Annotated in this window: 7 protein-coding genes; 6 read left to right on the forward strand and 1 reads right to left on the reverse strand. The window is 63.4% G+C overall.

The annotated features are described in order from the left end of the window. The first annotated feature begins 29 nt into the window (after window positions 1-29). Window positions 30-11,882: a hypothetical protein gene (locus tag AD670_RS07580; protein ID WP_053129999.1), complete on the forward strand. Its 11,853-nt coding sequence runs from the start codon at window positions 30-32 to the stop codon at window positions 11,880-11,882. A gap of 104 nt (window positions 11,883-11,986) precedes the next feature. Here the strand turns inward: AD670_RS07580 and AD670_RS30715 are convergent, their stop codons facing one another. Continuing rightward, complete coding sequence (locus tag AD670_RS30715) at window positions 11,987-12,541, reverse strand: hypothetical protein (protein ID WP_256243879.1); 555 nt, start codon at window positions 12,539-12,541, stop codon at window positions 11,987-11,989. 288 nt (window positions 12,542-12,829) lie between these two features. Here AD670_RS30715 and AD670_RS07585 point away from each other — a divergent pair, with 288 nt between their 5' ends. The 5 genes from AD670_RS07585 to AD670_RS07605 all read left to right on the forward strand — a co-directional run bounded on the left by AD670_RS07585 (window position 12,830) and on the right by AD670_RS07605 (window position 20,207). Further along, complete coding sequence (locus AD670_RS07585) at window positions 12,830-13,699, forward strand: oxaloacetate decarboxylase (protein WP_053130002.1); 870 nt, start codon at window positions 12,830-12,832, stop codon at window positions 13,697-13,699. A 184-nt stretch (window positions 13,700-13,883) separates the two neighbouring features. Continuing rightward, on the forward strand, window positions 13,884-15,623 hold the full coding sequence (locus AD670_RS07590; RefSeq protein WP_053130005.1) for a class I SAM-dependent DNA methyltransferase: 1,740 nt from the start codon (window positions 13,884-13,886) through the stop codon (window positions 15,621-15,623). Beyond that, complete coding sequence (locus AD670_RS07595) at window positions 15,620-17,233, forward strand: hypothetical protein (protein WP_053130008.1); 1,614 nt, start codon at window positions 15,620-15,622, stop codon at window positions 17,231-17,233. Before AD670_RS07590 ends, AD670_RS07595 begins: the two co-directional genes overlap by 4 nt. After that, window positions 17,234-19,090 (forward strand): AAA family ATPase, encoded by a 1,857-nt coding sequence (locus AD670_RS07600; RefSeq protein ID WP_053130011.1) that lies wholly within the window; start codon window positions 17,234-17,236, stop codon window positions 19,088-19,090. Continuing rightward, the gene (locus tag AD670_RS07605) at window positions 19,083-20,207 is read left to right on the forward strand and encodes a hypothetical protein (RefSeq protein WP_053130014.1); all 1,125 of its coding nucleotides are present in this window, start codon (window positions 19,083-19,085) and stop codon (window positions 20,205-20,207) included. The genes AD670_RS07600 and AD670_RS07605 overlap by 8 nt, the downstream gene beginning before the upstream one ends. Window positions 20,208-20,209: the final 2 nt, after the last annotated feature.

Below are 20,209 nucleotides of genomic sequence, written 5' to 3' on the forward strand. Positions count from 1 at the left end.
TTCGCCCGTTTTCTGAGCCGAGGTAAGTCATGTCCGTCGCCACCGTTTACTCCGCGTTGAACGCCGCGCTCCATAATGGCGTCATCGACCTCTGGGCCGCCTCGGCGCAAGCCGCGCTGGCGCCCTTGCGCGGGGTCCTCGGCCTGCTAGGCATCGATGGCAGCTACCCGTTATCGTCGGCAAGCCTGAGCCAGGGCCTGGACCGGGTAACCCTGACCGGCAGCGGCACCTTCGGCCAACCCGGCGACCCACGGGGCAACCGCTTCGCGGTACATGGCCAGTTGCTCTATACCCAGGCCGAAGGCGACGTGGGTATTTTCCAAGTCAGCCTGGCGATCAGCGGCGCGTGGACCTTCTCGGAGTTTTTCAACCCTGACTGCCTGCCCGACAGCCAGGGTAAGGACGACAGTGCCATGGGCGAGGTGATCTGGACGCCGTCGTTTCTCCACGGGCTGGCCCTGGATGTACCCGTGTTCCAGGCCGACAGCCGGGTCGGCGGCAGCCTCACGCTGTCTGGACGCTTGCCGGCCAACGACGTCTTCGACGCGGCGCTGGACATGCTCGCACCCTGGCCCTTGAGCCTGAGTGGCACGCTGATCATGCCCGCGGGCTGGACCGACATCCCGGTAATGGATCTGCTGGCCCGTGCTGCCGGCTCACCGGCGCTCAATGTCGGTTCTCCCGCGCCGACAGGAGGCGGGCCGAGCGCCGTGGCGCTTTCTCAGCTCGGCCTGGAACTGCTGGTGCGCGATGACCTTGATGAAGCGCGCTGGGGGCGCACCAGTTTTTCCGTGATCAACCTGGTCGGCACCGTCAGCCTGGGCCGGGACAACGCCGCCCTGGTCGCCAATCTGTCCACCCCGCTCCGAGTGGTCGGGCCGCAGTGGCAACTGACTGCGGTATTCGATCCGAACCATGCCTCGGTGGTGCGGGGCATGGCCCAATTGAGCACGATCTTCGGCTTGCCCGCCCTGCCGCTGCCGGACAACTTCCCGCTGCTGGAAACCTTCAAGTTCCGCGAAGTGGACCTGACCTTCACCTCGCCGGACGGCGGCGCCATTCCGCAGCTTCAGGGGCTTGCGCTGACCATTGGCTCCGAGCAGGAATGGTCGCCGCCAGTGCCCTTTGTCACCCTGCACGATATCGGTACCCGCTGGGTCTGGGCATGGGGCGCGATCAAGGGCGACGGTGGTGCCTCCCGTTCCACCGGTACCGTCAGCGGCTCGGTGTTCGGCACGCTGCGCTTCGGCGAGAACGCCAACACCGGGAAGAAAGTCGATATCGACGTCTCGGTCAGCCTGCCGCAGTTGTATATCCAGGGGCAGATGCGCAGCGGCGACTACATCCCCATAGGCCAGGCCTTCCGGTACTTCTTCGGCGCCGCCGGTCCCGCCGTGGGAGGCCTGCAAAGCGCGGTGGTCAGCGAGCTGGGCTTCGCCGCCGATCCGCTGGCGCAGAACTACTCCGCCGAGACGTTGGTGGTGTTTGGCGACCCGAGCAATGAATCCGCCAGCGCCGATCAGGGCTGGGACATCAATCTCGTGGTGATCACCTTGCGCCTGGAGGAAATCGGCTTCTGGATCGCCTCGCAAAACGGCAAGGTTGGCGGCGGCCTGTCCGGGGTGTTCTCATTTTTTCCCGCCGCTGCGCAGGACGACTATGAAAGCCCGCGCCTGGTGTTCAGCGCCGACTACCCGATACAGGACCCGGACGATCCCCAGGGCTGGCTGTTCGTTGGCGGGCTCTACCCTGGCACCCGCATCAACCTCAGCGACCTCGTTGCGCAGTTCCTCGGCCTGGGAAAGGCGCCTCCTTCCGTACCGGCGCTGACCGTGGACCGCCTCGACGTCAGCCTCTCCACCGGCGACAAGTCTTATGAACTGGGCGGCACTATTTCCATGCGTTGGACGCCGACCCTGTTCGGCACCGAGTTGAAGATCTCGGCGGCGGCGAGTATCGACATCGCCCGGGACGGCAGCGCGCCGGCGGACAAACCCGCCTCGGGGCGCCTGAGTGGCGAGTTCTCGATCAACCGCATCGGCGTCGAAGTGGGCATGGACGTCGGCGTCGACGAGCCGACTTACCTGCTCAAGGTCTACGTCGATACGATCTGGGTCCAGGCCATTACCGCCTGGCGCGGCGATAAGGACAGCACCACCAACCCACGCCACCAGGTGATCTCGGTACAACTGGGCGGCACCACCCTGGGCGATATGCTCGAATACCTGGTCAACCTGGCCGCGCCGACCCTGGGCTTTACCCTCGATTCGCCGTGGGATGTGCTCAAGCGCATCGAGCTGTCCAGCTTTGTCTTCACCCTCGACCCGACCAACAATGTGGTGGAGTTCGTCTACAAGGCCAAGGTTGACCTGGGCTTCGGCAGCCTTTCGGCCATCGGCGTGCGCTATACCCGCGCGGGGGCTGGCAAGGTGGAGCTGATCCTCGAAGGCTCGCTGTTGGGCAAATCCTATACCGGCGACGATGCCCTGGCCTGGGACGTGGTCAACGACCCGCCGCCCGCCGTACCGGGCACCGGCTCTGCGCTGGTGGAACTGCGCTACCTCGGCATCGGCCAGCGCATCCGCTTGCAAAACCCGGTGGCCACGGTGGCCGGCAACCTGGCCCTGCTCAAGCAATTCATGCAGCCGGTGGAGAATCCCGACAACCTGCCGAGCACCCGCAGCAGCGGGGTTGCCTTCAGCGCCGACAGCCAGTGGCTGATCGGCCTGGACATCGGTCTGATGGCCAATACCGTGGACCTCGGTTTCCTGTTCAACGACCCCATCCTCTATGGCCTGTCGATAGGCCTCAACGGCGAGAAGGCCGGCAGCCTTGCCGGGCTGCGCTTCGAGATCCTGTACAAGAAGATTTCCGATGACGTCGGCATGTTTCGTGTCGAGCTGCGCCTGCCCGATGCCTTGCGCACCTTCCAGATCGGCATCGCCTCGCTGACCCTGGGCACCGTGGTGATCGAGGTCTACACCAACGGCAATTTCAAGGTGGACCTGGGCTTCCCCTACAACCAGGACTTCAGCCGTTCGTTCGCGGTCCAGGCTTATATCTTTATCGGGCGCGGCGGGGTCTACTTCGGCCTGCTCGATGGGGTCACGTCGAGCCAGGTGCCACGCATCAGCAACGGTACCTTCTCGCCGGTACTGGAGCTGGGCATCGGCCTGGCGGTGGGGGTGGGCAAGGAGATTCGCGCCGGGATCCTCGGCGGCGGTGCCTATGTCGAAGTGCAGGTGATCTTCCAGGGTGTGCTCGGCTGGTTCAACCCGTCCAGCGCCGGGCTGCCGTCGGCCCAGTATTTCCGCGCCCAGGGCATCGCCGCCCTGCATGGCAAGGTCTACGGCTACGTGGATTTCAAAGTGATCAAGGTCTCGCTCAGCCTTGAGGCCTATGCCCAGGTCAGCGCGCTGTTCGAGTGCTACCGGCCCACCGAATTCACCCTCAAGGTTTCGGTGCGCGCCGAGGCCAAGGTGAAGATCCTGTTCATCAAAATTTCGTTCAGTTTCCATGTCTCGCTGGAGCTGTCCTTCACCCTTGGCTCGGTGCAGCAGACGCCATGGATCGTCGCGCCGGGCGGCGACCCCAAGGGCTTCCAGAGCAGTCGCCTGTTGGCGCCGCCGGGACGCGCCGGCAGCCTGTCCGGCGGCTATGGCCCACGGGCGCGGCGCAATCGCGCGCAGCGGGTCGCAGTGCTCAGTGCTCAGCATCTGCACCAGGTGCTGCTGCGCAAGCGCGCGAGCAATGCCCTGGCGCGGGTCGAGCGCAGTGATTGGAACTGGGACCCAAGCCGCAGCCAGTGGATCGACGGCATGCCGCGCAGCGCCCTGCTCTATTTGCTGCCGAGCATTTCCATCGGCGAACTGCCGGTGTCCTGGAGCGGCCCGGCCCAGGCCGATGCGGCGCCCAAGTACCGCGTGGCGTTCATTCTCTGCGCCAACTCCGGGGTCGACCCACTGGCACCTACCGCCCGTGCCGAAGCCCGGCGTTCAGCACGGCAGCACGCCCTCGCCGCCAGCGCCGAGGACACAGCGAGCCTGACCTCGGACCTGTGGGTGCGCACCGTGCTGCTCTATGCGCTGTACGCCATTCCCGATGGCCCACGGGCCGAGACCGATACGCTTACCGCCGGCCAACTGGCCCTGCTCGCCGCCTTCCTCAACGATCCGCAAGGCACCGACGTGGCCTTTGCCTGGACCAAGCTGGACACCCTGTTCGCCACCAACCTGCACCTGCTGTTGGGGGCTGATCCGGGGGCCATCCCCGAAGTCGGCGGCATGGTCGCTCCCCTGCCACCGTGCCTGACCCGTAGCGGCACGCCGGGCGGCACCCTGAACTTCGCCGAGGTCAATCCGATCGGTCCCGTGTACGAATGGCAACTGGCGCAGTACATGGGCCAGTACCTGCCGGTAGGCGGTGCCAGCGGGCCGCGTCCGGCACTCGACGATCCGACGACCGTGGAGTCCTTCCCGACCTTCATCTTCCGCGACTACTGCCTGATGTTGGCCAAAGCCGCCGTGCAAGAAGCCGGGGATCTGCTGGCCAGCAGCCAGGTCAGCGTCGCTGACAATGGCAGCGGCCAGGGGCAGTCCCTGGCGCAACTGGCGGCGAGCTTCGCCAGTGCGACCCTCGACTACCCGGTACGCGCCGGGGATACCGTAGAAAGCGTGGCCCAGGCTCTTGGCGCCAGCAGCGCCGAGCTGCTGTTCCTCAATCCCACGCTGGAACGTCAGCTGGCCAGCGCACCGGTGGGCAGCCGCCTGCCGGTGAAGCTGGGCATTGCGCCAGAAGTGCTGGCCGAGGACAACGCCAGTCAAGCCTTCGCACTGCACAGCGTCGAGCTGGGCACTTTGATTCACCAGGCCGCCAGCGGCGAAACCCTGGACGCGATTGCCGGCCTGTTCAACCTGGCCAACAGCAGCCTGTTGTTCGCCGCCGACGGCAGCGGCCTCGGTGAATCCACCGGGCTGCTGGATCCGGCGGTGCCCTTCGACCTGCCGCTGCGAACCTGGCGCAACGGCCCGGCCGACGGGTTGCTGGCCGCCGCCACGGCCTATGTACGCTATCGCCGGCCACACCTGCTCGCGGCGGACTGGTATGCCCAGGCCGTGTTCAACGGCAATGCCGAACTGATCGCGAAACTGACCCGCGACGACCTTAGCCTGGACAGCCAGGAACTGCCGCCGGGCCAGACCCTCAAGGTGCCCCAGGGCTTCAATGCGCTGGAGCCGATCAGCGACTACATCACACAGCCCGGCGACACCCTTGAGCGTATCGCCGCGACCCTGGCCCTGGTGCAGGTCTACCCCACCCAGTCGCCGCCGCAAGCGCCGGATTGGCAGGACTTCCTCGGCGCCGTGACCTACCTTGGCAACACCACCTACGAGCTGCCGCTCACCCATGGCCTGTATGCCGCCGCCGGGGAAAGCCTCGGCGACCTCGCCCGGCGCTTGCTGCTGGATGTCAGTTGGACTTCCAGCAACGACCCGGCGCAGGGCACCTGGCAATACGCCTGGGCAAACATCCTCGACTGGGCCGGCCGGGCCACCTTTCTCGCGCCCCTGGCCCTGGTACCGGTGCCGAATGCCGTGGCCAAGGCCGGCGAAGGCGAGACCCTGAGCTTTACCCTGCTGGCCAACACCTACGGACTGAGCATTGCCGATGCCGCCGTGCGCCTGGAAAATCTCGCCGGTCTTTACGCCATCGGTACCGTGCTGAACGTAACCCAGGTACCGGTGATCACCATCGACCGGCTGCTCGACCAACTGCTCGGCGGCGAAGCCCTGCCGCGTATCGTCAACCAAGGCTCACGCTCGCTGATGGCCGGCCTGCGCGTGCCGAAGCCGGTGACCGACGCCCAGGGGCATGCGGTCGCCGACCCGCAACAACCCACCCCGCTCTATGACCTCACGGGCCAGCAGTTCGACCTGGCGGTGGACACCTCGCCGGACAAGGCCGACGACCCCGCGCTGGACATGACCCTCACCGCCCAAAGCAGTTGGATCAGCCTGGTGGACAGCGCGGTTGTCGGCACCCACGCCATACCAGACAGCCGCTTCCTGGCGCGCAGCGATATCCCCGTTGGTACGGCGGTGCCCACCGAGGTGGTGCAAAGCCTGACCTACCGCTACAGCAACGCGCAGATCATCGCCATGGGCCCGGCTACCAGCCTGACCCTGCCAGTGGTCAAGGCGCCAGCGGCCATGGCCCTGGCCGGACGTTCGCCGAAAGCCTACGGCCTGACCCAGCGTATCGAGCTGCAAACTCCGGTGGTCCTGCCGATTCCCGGCATGGCCACGCCACCTGTGGGCGCCCAACCGACGCTCTGGCCGCTGCCGGCAGATCTGCGAGCCAAGGCCCTGGCCGGTTCCAGTGTGGCCTACGACCTGCTGACCACTGCCGAAGGCGCCAGCGCCGGACGCGATGCGGTTGCGGTCGAGAGCGCCACCTGGGCCTGTCGCATCCCGGTGGCGATCAAGCAGATCAACGACGCCCTGACCCTGTTCGCCCTGCAAGGCGTGGACGAAGCCGAGCGCCCTACCTTGCTGGCTTTACGTGCCTGGCTGGCGGCCGGCGAAGGCAGCGGTACGGTGGTCAAGGTACTGGTCCTGCCGGCGCCGAATGCCGGCAATGCTGCGGGCGTCAGCGTGCTCGACGGCACGCCGGAACAGACCTGGCTGATCCAGGCCAACCTGTCCACGGAAAGCGTGCCGCGCGCGCCTGACGTCAGCCTCGGTCGGGTCAACAGTCTGGCCCGTAACGGCGATCCGGCCCCGGCTGCGTCGCTCAATGAGTTGGAGCGTTTCGTTACCCTGCTCTGGGAAGGCAGCGTGGTCGGTGGCACCGGCTACACCTTGGGCCTTGAAAAAGGCCTGCCAGCCAGTGCGCTGGATGCCAATGGCGTCGCCAGCATCGATCTGCTGGTGATCGCCGGATCCCAGCAGGCCGTCGCGCCTCAAGGCCGCCGCCTGCTGCCCTTCAATACCTGCGCGGTGGTCGCGCCGGGGCTGGATGCGACCATCGGCACCCTCTATGCCGAGGACCACAACGAAGAGGACACCCTTCTCCAGGCCCTGGTACCGGCGGGCAGCGTCGGCTTCAACCTGACCTTGCAGGCGCCGCCGGATGAGGTCGAGAGCAACGCCCAATTACAGGCCCGCAGACTCTTCAGCCTGCTCGGCACGCAAATTCCGGCCAGCCAGGATTCGCCGTTCGCCATGCCCGCCTCAGGCATGCCGGCACCGCCCACCCCGGTGGAAAAGGACGCGCCAACGGCGTGGAAACGCCAGCGCCTGATCCGTCGCGGCCTATTGCGCGACAAGCGCCTGGCCGAGGAGGCCGATCCGTACTGGCTGTACGAGCAGATCCTGCCGTTGTACCGCTTTGCCACGCCGTCGGCACTGCCGCGCGTGGCTGGCCTGCCCAGCCCGGACGACGATCCTTATCGCGGCTTTGGCTGGGCCACAAGCCTGCCCTCGGCCCAGGTGGAGCTGAACTTGCAGGACATCTTCGGTAACCAGACCGGCCCCAACCCCGTCGGGCAGGGCCAGGTCAGCTTGCCCAGCGGCTATACCGATACATTGCTGGGGGTTGGCGACTGGCCGGCGCTGGTCAGTGCCTGGACGGTCAGCGTCAGGGAGACCAAGGTCAGCCTGAGCATCAGCCTGGAGGCGCGCCCGGCCACGGTGATGCCGTCGCCAAGCCAGCCTGGCGATGCCGCCGCGCAAACCGCCGATCGCCAGGCCGAAGCCTACGCCAAGGCTTACTACCAACTGGGCCAGCCGCTGAGCGCTGCGGTGGAAACCAGCCTCGACACCAGCGCCGCCCACGCTGTCGAGCAGCAACCGCTATGGCGTTTCGCCGCCGCGTCCCAGGCCTTCAGCGCCAGCGCATCGCGTCTGGGTGCCGCCCGTGCCCCGGCCAATGCCACCCTCGCCTCGCTGGCCGCGGACTACAGCCTGCGCTACGCGGAAATGGCCCTGGCCAACGCGCAAGTCCCCATGCAGGCACTGTTCGGTGTCGGCGCCCTGCTGAAGGTGCCGGCCTACGCCCTGTTTGCCGAAAATGACACGGCGCAGCGCATCGTCGGTATCACCCGCCCCAGCGGCTGGCCGAGCATCACTGCCGAGGCTTTGCTGGCCGCCCCCGAGAACGGCGAGCTGCCGCTGCGCAGCGGCGCAGTGCTCAAGGTGTCGCCTGCGCTGACCCGCAATACCGCCGACGGCAGCGCTGACCTGGCGACCCTGGCCAATCTCCTCGGCACCCTGCCGGGGTTGCTGGCCGGAGATAACGCCGGCCTGACCATCCTCACCCCCGGCATCATCTTTTCGGTAGCGGTATCCGAGACCGAGCGGGTCTCGGTGACAGTGAGCGAGGCCGATGCGCAGACGCCGATCCGCTCGCTGGAGCAGGTCTGCGGTGCCTTCGCCGGCCTTGGGGTGACGATCAGCGTCACCGACCTGGGCCAGAGCCATCAGGCGTTGCCGGCAATCTTCCAGGCCAATCAGCTGATTTCCAGCACGGTCTGGGTCGCGGGCCACGACGACAGCCTGGGGCACAACGGCAGCGGTCTGGACCAGGCCACCCTGGCGGCGCTGAACACCACCACGACCAATCTGTTCGAGATGGGCGCGCTGCTGTATTTGGGCGATTTTAACAACGGCGCCGGTATCAGCGCCGACGGCGCGCAGACCTTGCACCAGTTCGCCGATGCCCACGCCTGCCCGGCGGAACTGCTACTGGGCGGCAACCCGGATCTTGCGGTGCCGAGCGACGGCGCCTTCGCCCTGCCTGGCCGGGTGAGCTGGCCGAGCAACGATGTCCAACTGCGAGTGCCCTACTCGATCCAGGGCGGCGACAGCCTCGACACCATCGCCCCACGCTTCGCCCAGAGTGCCCTGGAGCTGGCCACGGCCAACCTGGAGATGCCTGCGGTGGTCGCCGGTGGCGTGACCTTGAGCATCAGCGTCGGCGGCCAGTCCTACAGCCTGACCACCGCCGCCACTGGGCAAAGTCTGGCGGCCACCCTCGGCCAACTGCAGCATCTGGCGCCTGCGGCGACCCTGACGGATCTGCTGGCAAGCATGGGCGACGATAGCCAGGCACTGCACCTGGGCGCCCTGCTGATCTGCGCCCCTGCGCAATTCACCAGCGCCACTGCACCCTCGGCGATTGCCAGGCTGCTCGGTGTCAGCGCCGGCGCCTTCGCCCTGGCCAACGTCGGTACACCGAACCTGATCGCCAGCGGTATCCACCTGAATGCCCCGCAAGGCCAGGCCAGCGTGATCACCCAGGCCAACGATTGCCTCAACAGCCTGATCGTGCGCTTCGCCGAAGCTGGGGTGCAGGTCAACGCCCAGGAAATCGTCGAAACCCCGGCGAACGCCGATAAACCATTGTTCGCCGCCGCTGTACCCGCCCTGGTCCCGCCGAGCGGGGTCCGTATCAGCCTGCTGATCGGCGCCAGCGGGCCGTATCCGGGGCCGGCCTTCCCGCTCAATGTGAGCCTGACCCTGAGTCGTCCGACGGTGCTGATCAACCCGGACTTCGCCGCCGACAACGAAGCAGGCGTGTCGCGCAGCAGCAGTCCGATCCCGGCGCCGCTGGTGCCAGCGGCCGAGGACCAGGGCGGCGGTCTGGCCTTCAACGCCTTTATCGCCGCCATGCGTGCCGCCCTGCCCGACCTGCGTATCGCCACCGGCCGCGCCCTGGAGGACAGCCGCGACCTGTGGGCGGTGAATTTTGGCGCTGCGGGGATTCGCTCGCTGAGCATCGCCGGGACCACCACCGTGCCCGGTGCTCCGGGCCCGCAGCCGCGCTTCTTTGCCCTGACCCCGCTGTACAAGAGCCTGGTCAGCCGCCAGGGTGTCGGCCTCAACGTCTTGCTGCCCGATGGCACGCTGTCGCAAGCCAGCAGCCAGCACGACTTCCAGGGCATCGATGTGGAGCCTTGGGCCGGGCGTTTCCTCTCGGATATGGACCGTATCCTCGGCGCCAGCAATGTCGCCGCGCTGTACCGCACCGCAGAGACCCGTCAGACCCTGAGCGACCTGGTGGCGGTCAAGCGCAAACTGGCCGGGGCTATTCCCGAGGGGCTGGAGCCGGTCCTGGCCATCAGCGACCCGGATGTCATCGCCGGCCAGGCAGCTGCGGCCACCACCTTGCAACAGCAACTGGGCATCAGCCTGTCCCGGGCCTGGAGCGCCTCGACCCTGGTGCAACTGAACCGCGAGGTCGATTCGGCCTGGCAAGACCCGAGCAGTGCATTGCTACCGGCAGATATGTACGGTGGTATCGAAGTCACCAGCGGTGGCGAAGAGCGCTCCTGGAGTATGAGCGCGGGCAAGTGCTGGCTGACTGACTTCTCGCCATTCATTACTCTGTTGCTGACCGAGTCCGATCCCGCCAGCCACCGCGCGGTCACCGCCCACATGGCCTTCGGCATCACCGACCTGGAGCGCAATATCAGCAGCGTCGGCCTGCCCGACGGCTATGCCGCGTCGCAATGGCTGACCTTCGTGCCCCCGCTGGGCGGCAGTGATCTTCCGGCGGCGTTGAGGGTGGACCTGGGCGAAGTCTCGGTGCCGATTCCGCTGCGGGATTTCCCGGCGCTGCCGGTGATCGTCGAGCAGCGCGCCAGTGCTACCGTGCTGAACGCCGAACTGCGCCGCAGCCTGCGCAGCCGCCGCGCCCATAGTACCCTGCGCGCGGACAGCGAGGTCAGCCTCGCCAGCCTGGCGCTATGGGACCACCATTTCACCTACTCCCATGAGCATGCCGAGCAGGACGATGTCAGCCTGACCCTGAGCTACAACCTGCGCCCCGATCAGGGGATGCGACTGGCGGCCAGCGATGTGGATCTGTTCGTCCAGTTGGCGCGTTATATCGTTGTGGCCGATGGCCTTTGGGACATCCTTGGCGAGCTGCCGGAAAGCGGCGCCCTCACGCCGGTGCAGAGCAATGCGGCCAAGACGCTGCGCGACCTGGCGAGTGCGATCGCCGGCAGTTGGAACGTACGCCTGGTCGACAACCTCGCGGATTCACGCCTGCTGGCCCCGGCCACCGATCAGTTCAGCTTTCAGGCGCGGGTCACCGACCGGGATGGACCGCAGGCCAGTCGTGAAGTCGCCAGTCTCGGCCTGACGGCGCTGAGCGCTGGCGTCGGTCCCGACGGGCAATGGCCGCAGGTCTGGGCCCTGACCGCAGCAGGATTGAAGGTGCAATTGGAGCGGACCAGCGTCTCGGCCAGCGAATCCCGTTATGAGGTGGCGCCGGGTGTCCATATCTCGGCGTCGTGGCCGACCTTCAGCCTGGTCTTTACGCGGCTCAACGTCGCCCGCTGGCAGAACGCGACCGGCTCGATCCTGGTCCAGCGCAACCAGAAACTGCTGAGCGCCAACGGGCCTTCGACCAACCCGGCGTTCGTGTTCCAGACCGACCGGGTCGAAGCCGCCAGCGTGGCCACACCGCTCAATACCTGGGACCAGCGGGTGCCGCTGGCGAACGCCCCAACCACCCTCAGCGTGGCCTTGCAGGCGGCCTTCGACAGCCTGTTCGGCGACGCCGCGAAAAATGGCGGGCTAAGCATCACTGCCGGGGTGGCGTATGCCTACGAACTGGCCACTGACCCGCTGGATCCGAACCACGGACTGGTCGGGGAAACGCCGGTGTACCTGTATCCCAACCAGACGCTCGACAGCAGTACGGCGGGCAATCTGCAAACGGCGGTGGATACGTGGCGCGGGCAGGCCAATCCGCAGCGGGATGGCGGGGAATGGGTGTTTTCGTTGACCCTGTATTCATCGCTGGTGGAGGACCGCCGGCCGTTGCTGGTGGTGGGGAATATGTATTTACCGATGGTGCTGGAGCAGAATTGAAGGCGGTAAGAGGCGACGGGGGGCTCTGTGTTCAGGATCGTTGCAGGTGCACGTCTCGACACAGGGCTCTACGCCTAGCGAAGTCCAAAGCTGGATGCTCCTTTCTAAGGGCATCTAATACTCCTGACCTTGGTTGCGAATCCGGCATCGCGCAGTTCGTTGCAGACCTGGGCTATATTGATGGGTGTCAGAAACATGTTATGCGAAAACCATATGCGCTTGGCCAAGGGCAGTTTTTCCAGCGCACCGCCGGCTTTCAGAACACTTAACACAACTGTCGCGCAACTTTTGCGCAGCGTTTGATAATGCGCATGCGGCTTATCGCGAATGCTCAACCAGGCTGTGCGCATTCCCTGTTCATTGAGTCCATGAAGGGTATAAACGACATGCGGTCTAGCGCGTTCTGCCACCACATCCTCTTTTAGAAAAAACTTCGCTTGATGCTCGGACTTGTCAAACAGTCCTGGGCGAAAAGACGGCCACCAACTGATGTAGCTGGAGTTGTACACCGATGTACGCCCATGAATGCTGAATTTATAGCAGGCGTATTCAACATTTCTGCCGGTCTTGGGATCGCCGATGTACATGGACGCGTGGCCAAAATTTACACCACTGGGATACCATATATAGACAGTTGCACTCACTGGTGCGGTATTCATGTTTCCTCCCGTTTATACCCATTGAAGTTCGATAACAAAATCGCTGGCGAATCACCCTAAGTAGGGCCTGGCGCATGGCCCCCTTCATGTCTCGATAACGTAACTAAAAAGAGTAATTATTGGACGTAAATGAAAAAGGTCATCCTCAATTCAATCACTTAAAACCAGCTATTCCCAGCCACCCCCATTCTAAAAAGTCATAATCCTACGTTTTCCTACATGGTAATCTCGCACGTCTACCCATAGGCTTTGATCGAATGTCGACGATGGCCAGTACCAGGAAAGACCATGCCAAAAAAGTCCCACTCAGCCCTGCGTCGTAATTTCCGTGAACTGCTTGCAACGCCCGCGTGCGTTGAAACCGCTTCTGTCTTTGACCCGATGTCCGCGCGCATCGCCGCCGACCTGGGTTTCGAAGTTGGCATCCTGGGGGGCTCTGTCGCCTCGTTGCAGGTCCTGGCGGCGCCCGATTTCGCATTGATCACGCTGAGTGAGTTCGTCGAACAGGCAACCAGGATTGGCCGCGTCGCTCAGTTGCCGTTCATTGCAGACGCCGATCACGGCTACGGCAACGCCCTGAACGTGATGCGCACGGTCGAAGAGCTCGAACGTGCCGGTGTCGCCGCGCTCACCATCGAAGACACGCTGCTGCCGGCGCAATTCGGGCGCAAATCCACTGACCTGATCTCCATCGAGGAAGGCATCGGCAAAGTCCGGGCTGCCCTGGAAGCACGTGTCGACCCCGAGCTGTCGATCATCGCCCGCACCAACGCCGGGGTGTTGCCGACCGAAGCGGTGATCGAGCGCACCCTGGCCTATCAAAAGGCCGGTGCCGATGGGATTTGCATGGTCGGTGTCAGCGACTTCGAACACCTGGAAAAGATCGCCGAAAACCTCACGGTGCCACTGATGCTGGTGACCTACGGCAACCCCAAGCTCAATGACGCGCAACGCCTGGCCAGCCTCGGCGTGCGTGTGGTGGTGGCCGGCCACGGCGCGTATTTTGCGGCGATCAAGGCCACCTACGACAGCCTGCGAGCCCAGCGCCAGTTGACCCACAGCACGTCGAACCTCAGCGCTACGGAGCTGACGCACACCTACACGTTGCCGGAGAGTTACGTGGCGTGGGCTGAAGAGTTCATGGATGTAAAAGAGTAATACCGAGGAGGAACGAGGGGGGCAATCCCCCTCCTCCTTCGATTCACCGCCCCACCACCCGCACGTTGCCGGGCCTGCCTTTCAGCCACTCGCACCGTCAGTTCGCCGCGCGATGACTGCCAATTCTGGCTATTTGCCTCTATGCTTGGCGCCTGGATCGCCACACCTATCGAAAAGGACTCCGATGTCGACTGAACACGCCCCTAATCAAGCCGTTGCGCTGTGGAATATCCTCGTGGCCTCCGGCCTCGCGTCTTCGCCTCAGGTCGCCGTCGAGCAAATTGCCTGCCTGATTCTGCTCAAGTATCTGGAGCATCGGCGTCTTGACCGGTCGTGGACGGCGCTACTGAAGAACGGGGACCCCGCCCCCTACCTCTCGGGCATCGCCTTTCCGCGTCTACGCCATTTCGATGTTTTTCAAGACGGGGCCGAGAAGAAACGCCTGGATTTGAATGGTCTGTTCAGCGACGCCTACTTCCAGCTGGAAGCCACCAAGCCCGAAGCCCTGGTTTCGCTATTGAAGGCCGTCGACCGGTTGTTCAACTTCGTCGAAAAAAGACCGCTCGCGGCACGCTCGGCCGGCAAGGTATTCGATGATCTGCTCAGCCTCGCCGCCGTCGGCGGAAACTCGCTCAACAGCACGCCACCGCGGCTGTCGCGATTTATGGTGTCGTTGCTCGACCCCAGGCCCGGAGCCCGGTTGATCGACCCCGCCGTGGGTACGGCGCGGTTATTGGTCGACGCCGAACTCTATATGAACAACCGCGACACCGCTTCGCACAGACTCCCAGTGGGGATAGACACCGACAACTCGCTGGCACGCATCGGCTGGATGAGCCTGTTCTTGCACAACCTCGGCCCTGCGCAGTTGCACACCGGTAACAGTGTTTCCAGGATGCTCGACGGCCTGGCCGTCAAGGGGTTGTTGGGAAGCGGTCATTACGACTACGTCCTGTGTGACCTGCCACTGGGCAACGTCGGCGATGATGCACTGCCAGCCCAGGCGGGTTATCTGCCGCCTGCCGCATTCGGTGAAAAAAATAAACTCACCCGCAGGCTTGAGCTGCTGTTCATCTGGCGCGCCCTCGACTTGCTGAAAGTCAAGGGCCGTGCAGCGTTGGTAGTGCCCCAGGGCGTGCTCCATGGAACTACGCCGGCGCAGCGCAGATTGCGTCACGAATTGCTCGTGCGGCATGTCATCGAGGGCGTGATTTTGCTGCCGCCCGGAACACTGCCGCAGGTCTCTACCCCTGTCGCCTTGCTGGTCTTCCAAAAAGCCCAGGATTCGGAAAACGCGTCAGACCCCGACACCCGCATCGAGCCCCTGACCAGCAGCGTATGGTTCTACGACGCAGGAGAGGAAAAAAACGATCTGTACGACGCCATGGTGCACTTTCGGCAGCGAAATAAGCGGCTGAAAAGCGATGTGTATTATCAGCCGCTGGATAACACTAAACAGCCCGGCCACGACTACGTTGTGAACGACCTCGTTGTGCTGTCTACCAACGACCTGGAGGGCAGTGTTCCGGGCCCTCGGTTCATGCAGTTTTTCCCAAACCGGGCGCACGCCACCAAGCAATGGCGAGTGCCTGTTCGCGAGTGGCTGTCGAAACCCGATTGGCAAGACCTTAACGGCCAGATCAAGGGCTCCCATGACGAAGCCCAGCGCGTACGCCCGGAATATACCGCTGAGATGGCACACCGGCTGTATGTCGACGGCGTGCTGCAGGAAGGTTTCCTCGCCCCCCACTGTATCGAGGCCAACCAATGGAGCCTGGACCTCAATGATTACCGCTGGCCTGAAGCGCCGAGGGTTCCCCAGGGCGCCAGCACGTTGGCGCTGATTGATGAGCTGCGCGCGATCGAGCAAGACATTCTCGGCCGATTGGACGGCCTGCGCTCACTGCTGGAGGCGGGCCGATGAGTGGCGTTTCCCCTTGGCGGGAAGTGCCGTTGTTGCATCTGTGCAAGCTCAATCCGAGGTACAGCCTGCCTGCCGATGAATTGTCCGTCGACTATGTCGACTACGCGGGAATTGACGATGAAACCGGCGAAATCCTGAACAGCAGCCAGCGCTTGCTGGCAGACGTACCTGAAGGCACGGCCATGTTTCGCCAGGGCGATATGCTGTTCGCCGGCGTCACGTCAGGACGCTGGGTATCGGCGGTGGTCGGCGAACTGCAACACGGCGTGGGTTTCGGGCCTCAGATGAGCGTTCTGCGCCCCGGCCCCAACGTATCTGCCCGTTACCTATGGCATGTATTCCAGCAGCCCTGGCTGCGCCAGCAAGCCGCGCGCAGTAACACCTCAACGCTCAGCCAGCCAACCTTGCCCCATGGTTTTTTTCGCAACCTGCATATCGCGCTGCCATCGATGGACGAGCAGCGCTATATCGTCGACGTGCTGGAGCAGGCCGGTGTGCGCCCCTATCGGGACGCCGTAGACAGGGTCCGTCACCTCAAGCGTGAACTGGCGTCGCGGCTGATGTTAGGGCCACCAGGGCCCGGCTGGGCCTTGCTGACGTTGGCCGACATCGTTCGGGTCAACCCTGACTATGACGAAACCGAGACAGAGTACGCCGCCGATGCCGAGGTGGCGTTCTTTAGCCAGCGTGATCTTATGGCCCCTCACCTGCGGCCGACATTGGTGCGCTTTCACGACATGCCCAACCCTGGCCGTGAAGTTCGCAGCGGCGACCTGCTGCTCGGCGCCCATCCCGACCGGGTTACCTATGGCCACGTGGGCGTAGTGCCCAAGGGGGATGTACCGACATTCGCCGCGCGCACATTGACCGTGTTGCGCCCAAGGAAAGGGGTCAGCGCTGACTACCTCGTCTCGTTGTTCAGATCTGCTTGGTTCGACCTGGCCGTGACGCCCGAGCGGCGCCTCGACGACATGTACCAGCTGGGACGCATGAAGGTCGCACTGCCCCGCTTGGCCGAGCAGCGCCGCATCGTTGGCATACTTGACGCCGTGCCCGTGAAGAGGATCGAGGACGCCCTGGAAAAGTCCCGCGTTCTCTATCATGCACTCGCGCGCGACGCGTTCGACGGCAAGCTGTCCACCCGTTGGCGCGCGCCTTCACCGGCATATGTCGCGCCATCACTACCAGACGATGACATCGAGGCCGCAACGGTCCTATCCAGCGCGTTCAGACGCGCCTACCGCACCACGGCGACTGAACAACTGTCCTTGCTCCAACGCCTGGTATGGCGCGGGCTGCGTGGGCGCAGCCAGGCGCTGATCGTCGACGATCCTGAAAGCTTCGAAGCCTTCTGCACCTCGCAAGCCCTGAACCCTTTGCATCAGTACGTCAGTCCTAGCCAGGTTCGCCGAACCCTGGAACAACTATGCGCGCTGGGCTTGATCCAGCACATCAGCCTGCCGCCCCGCGCCAAGGGGAATGCAGCACCTTATCTGGCGGCGTTTCGCGCCTATCGGCAGAGCAAGGATTGGCGCAGTAAGGACGGCCTGGCATCGCGGGATGCCAAAGCATTGAGAGCAAGCATTCTCGAAGCCGAGCTGGGGTTATAAATGCGCCTGCGCTATCTGAGTATCGATCGTTACCCTCCCCTGTCCAACGTACAGATCTGCTTCTCGAACAAGGCGCCCTGGCCGGTGCTGGGTGATGAAGCCAACCGTTGCGGGATCCATTTCATCGCCGGGCTTAACGGCAGTGGCAAGAGCCACCTGCTCAGGGCGATTTCCGCGATTTTCCTGGCGATGGCGGACGGGCAACTGCCCGGTTTTCCGTTTACGCTGATCTATGAGTTGGGGGCCAATGAACAGTTCTGCGAAGTTGTCTTCGACAACCCTGGCAAACAAAGCGAAGCCGCCATCTGGCAGCGCACGAAAAACCCTTTTCCCAAGTATTGCGCCGAAGCGGTCTTTTCAGAGTCCCTTGACGTGTTGCGCACGGGTGGGCATGAGTCACTTGGATTCGTCACGCGGGTACCAAGGGGAAGCTTTCCCCAGGGCGTGAAAGATCTGCTGCCCAAGGTCCTCGCCTACACCTCCGGGTCGTGGAGGCCTTGGCAAGCCATCTGGCAACCCCCTCTCAGCGCCGACGCACTCCCCGATGTCAACGATCACGAACTGTACGGCCAGGGCCTGGAGCGCCCGGCCGGCTGGACTCATTACGATGAGAGCAGCGTTCGGCTCAACGAGTTGCCGAGCCCGCCAACCAGCCCCTTGGCGTATACCAACCGGGATGCCAGTGACCTGCTCAGTCGGCCATTCCTGCTGAGCGACAATCGTCCTGATGCAGCCCTGCTGGCGGTGGCGCTGCACGATAGCCTGGTTACCCGCAGCGGCCAGGGAGAGCCTCGGTTGGTCGCGCTGCTGCAAACAGCAGGCTGGCATCAATTGGTCAGTGTGGGCCTGCTGATTGACTTGGATAAAGTGAAGGACGCGCCGCCCGCGTTCCAGAAAAAAATCCATGACCTGCTGCTGATGGCCGGTGATGTGATTGCAATCCCCCATCCGAATCGCTCCTTGCGCAGGGTTTATTTCGATATCGAAGGAGATGTGCCTGCTACGCGAACGTCCTGTTTCGACGCACGCTTTCACAACCAGGACATTCAACATCAGGGCGACGTACTGGCGCTGATGCTTGGGGAAGCCAGCCAAAGTCCATTCAGTCGCTTCCATGAGTTGATCCGCTGGATGGCCCTGGGCTTGGTTGGCGATCTTGAGATGTGCATTCGTCGCGATGGCAAAACCAGTCGCGAAGACGCCCTCCACGACCAAGGCATCATGGCCTACAGCGAAATGTCGGACGGCGAACAGATGGTCCTGCGGCGCTGGGCGCTGTTTTATCTGCTGGCCGGCGAGCCTGATGCGCTGTTGCTGTTGGACGAACCCGAGACCCATTTCAATGACAGCTGGAAGCGCGAAATTGTCAGCATCATCGAGCACGCCATGGGCAGGGACAACAGCGCCGTGCTGGTGGCCAGCCATTCGTCAATTGTGTTGTCCGACGTGTTTGACGAGGAAGTCATCTTCATCGCCAAAGACAGCACCGGTCACTCCCGCGCCGGCACATTAAAAACACGCACCTTCGGCACCGAGCCTGGGGCGCTGTTGATGTCGGTGTTCAAGGCCAAGGACAGCATCGGTTCACGGGCGAAGGCTCGCATCGAGAAATTCCTGGACGAGGTGAAAGGTATCCAAGTACCGCTGGCTGAGGACATTGCCCGCGTCGAAACCTTGATTGCGCACCTGGGCACGGGTTTCCACCGTTCGGAACTGCGGGTGCTGTTGAACCGCTGGAAGGAAGATGACGAGGTCAGGGCATTGAAGCAACTGCTGCCAAGCTTGAAAGACGGTGCGATGCGCAACGGTGTCCTTGAGTTGCTCAAGCAACATTACGAGGGCAAATCGGATGCTTAAGCCGATTCAATACAGCAAGTGGGCACCGGCGTTGGCAGCCTGCCAGAAAATGATGCACACCTTTGCCTTGTGGTTGTGTGAACCCACGGTCCATAGCGGCCGACTCACTGAAGCAGAACTCATCAAGGCACTGGACACGCCGATCGAGGGTAAATGGCTCTGGCACTTTCTGGGGCGAAAGGTGGGTAAAACACCGCTGTTGACGCACGCCATTCGATTGGCCGATCTCAGCGTCAGCGACAAAAACAACCTGAAACAGTGGGTGATGAAAACCAGCGATGTGTCGGGCTATTTTTCATTGACGCCCAACACCCATGTGCTCCCGATCAAAAAACCATTCCAGACCGATGCCGACTGGGACGCGCTGCAAATACTGATGGAAGCGTTCTACTCGCCAGGGTTGCGCGAGGGATTGCCCTATGGTGTCGCGGGCAATGCCACTGACGACAAGCCCAGCCAGGTTACCTACAAGTTCTTCAAGCAGGACTTTCAGCAGATTCACAAAGTCGACGACCATCCCGATGCTCGCGAGGCGTGCGTGGTGTGTGGGGCTGAACTGGGCAAGGCGCATGTGGATCACTGGGTAGCCAAAGCGCAATTCCCGATGTTGTCAGTGTGCAAAGACAACCTCATCCCGATGTGCGACGACTGCAACGAAGCCCCGAATAAAGGAACGGACAAGGTCCACACAGATGGCTCGTTTCAAGAGTGGTTCCATCCCTACAAACGGCCACCGGCGGGAAAGTTTGCGCTGAAGCTGCTGCCGGTCGACCTTAAGGTTGAACTGGAAAGCATCGACCCGATTGATGCACCAAGGGTTGTCAACCTGAATGGCGTGTTCAATCTGAGCGAACGCTGGAGCAAAGAAGTGCGCGCCGAATACCGTCGGGTCCAGCGCTGGCTGGAGCGCTGGCAGGTGGATAAAAAGGCCGCCCTGACAACCCAGGAACTTGATCGGGAAGTGTTGGATATGGCCAAGCGTCTTTGCGCGGCAGAACCCAATCATGCCGTGCATCAGGCATTGTTTGAGGTGATCTGCGATCCAGCTCGACTGCTGGCGTGGCAGACCGAGCTAAAAGCTGACTTCGAGGAGAAAGTAGCACTGGGCCTGGTCTGAGC

The sequence above is a fragment of the Pseudomonas sp. MIACH genome, assembly GCF_001269925.1.
In the GTDB taxonomy this organism is placed as follows: domain Bacteria; phylum Pseudomonadota; class Gammaproteobacteria; order Pseudomonadales; family Pseudomonadaceae; genus Aquipseudomonas.

Bases quoted from the DNA above. Each gene is read 5' to 3' on its own strand.
- AD670_RS07580 (WP_053129999.1), top strand. From the start codon at position 30: ATGTCCGTCGCCACCGTTTACTCCGCGTTGAACGCCGCGCTCCATAAT.
- AD670_RS30715 (WP_256243879.1), bottom strand. From the start codon at position 12,541: ATGAATACCGCACCAGTGAGTGCAACTGTCTATATATGGTATCCCAGT.
- AD670_RS07585 (WP_053130002.1), top strand. From the start codon at position 12,830: ATGCCAAAAAAGTCCCACTCAGCCCTGCGTCGTAATTTCCGTGAACTG.
- AD670_RS07590 (WP_053130005.1), top strand. From the start codon at position 13,884: ATGTCGACTGAACACGCCCCTAATCAAGCCGTTGCGCTGTGGAATATC.
- AD670_RS07595 (WP_053130008.1), top strand. From the start codon at position 15,620: ATGAGTGGCGTTTCCCCTTGGCGGGAAGTGCCGTTGTTGCATCTGTGC.
- AD670_RS07600 (WP_053130011.1), top strand. From the start codon at position 17,234: ATGCGCCTGCGCTATCTGAGTATCGATCGTTACCCTCCCCTGTCCAAC.
- AD670_RS07605 (WP_053130014.1), top strand. From the start codon at position 19,083: ATGCTTAAGCCGATTCAATACAGCAAGTGGGCACCGGCGTTGGCAGCC.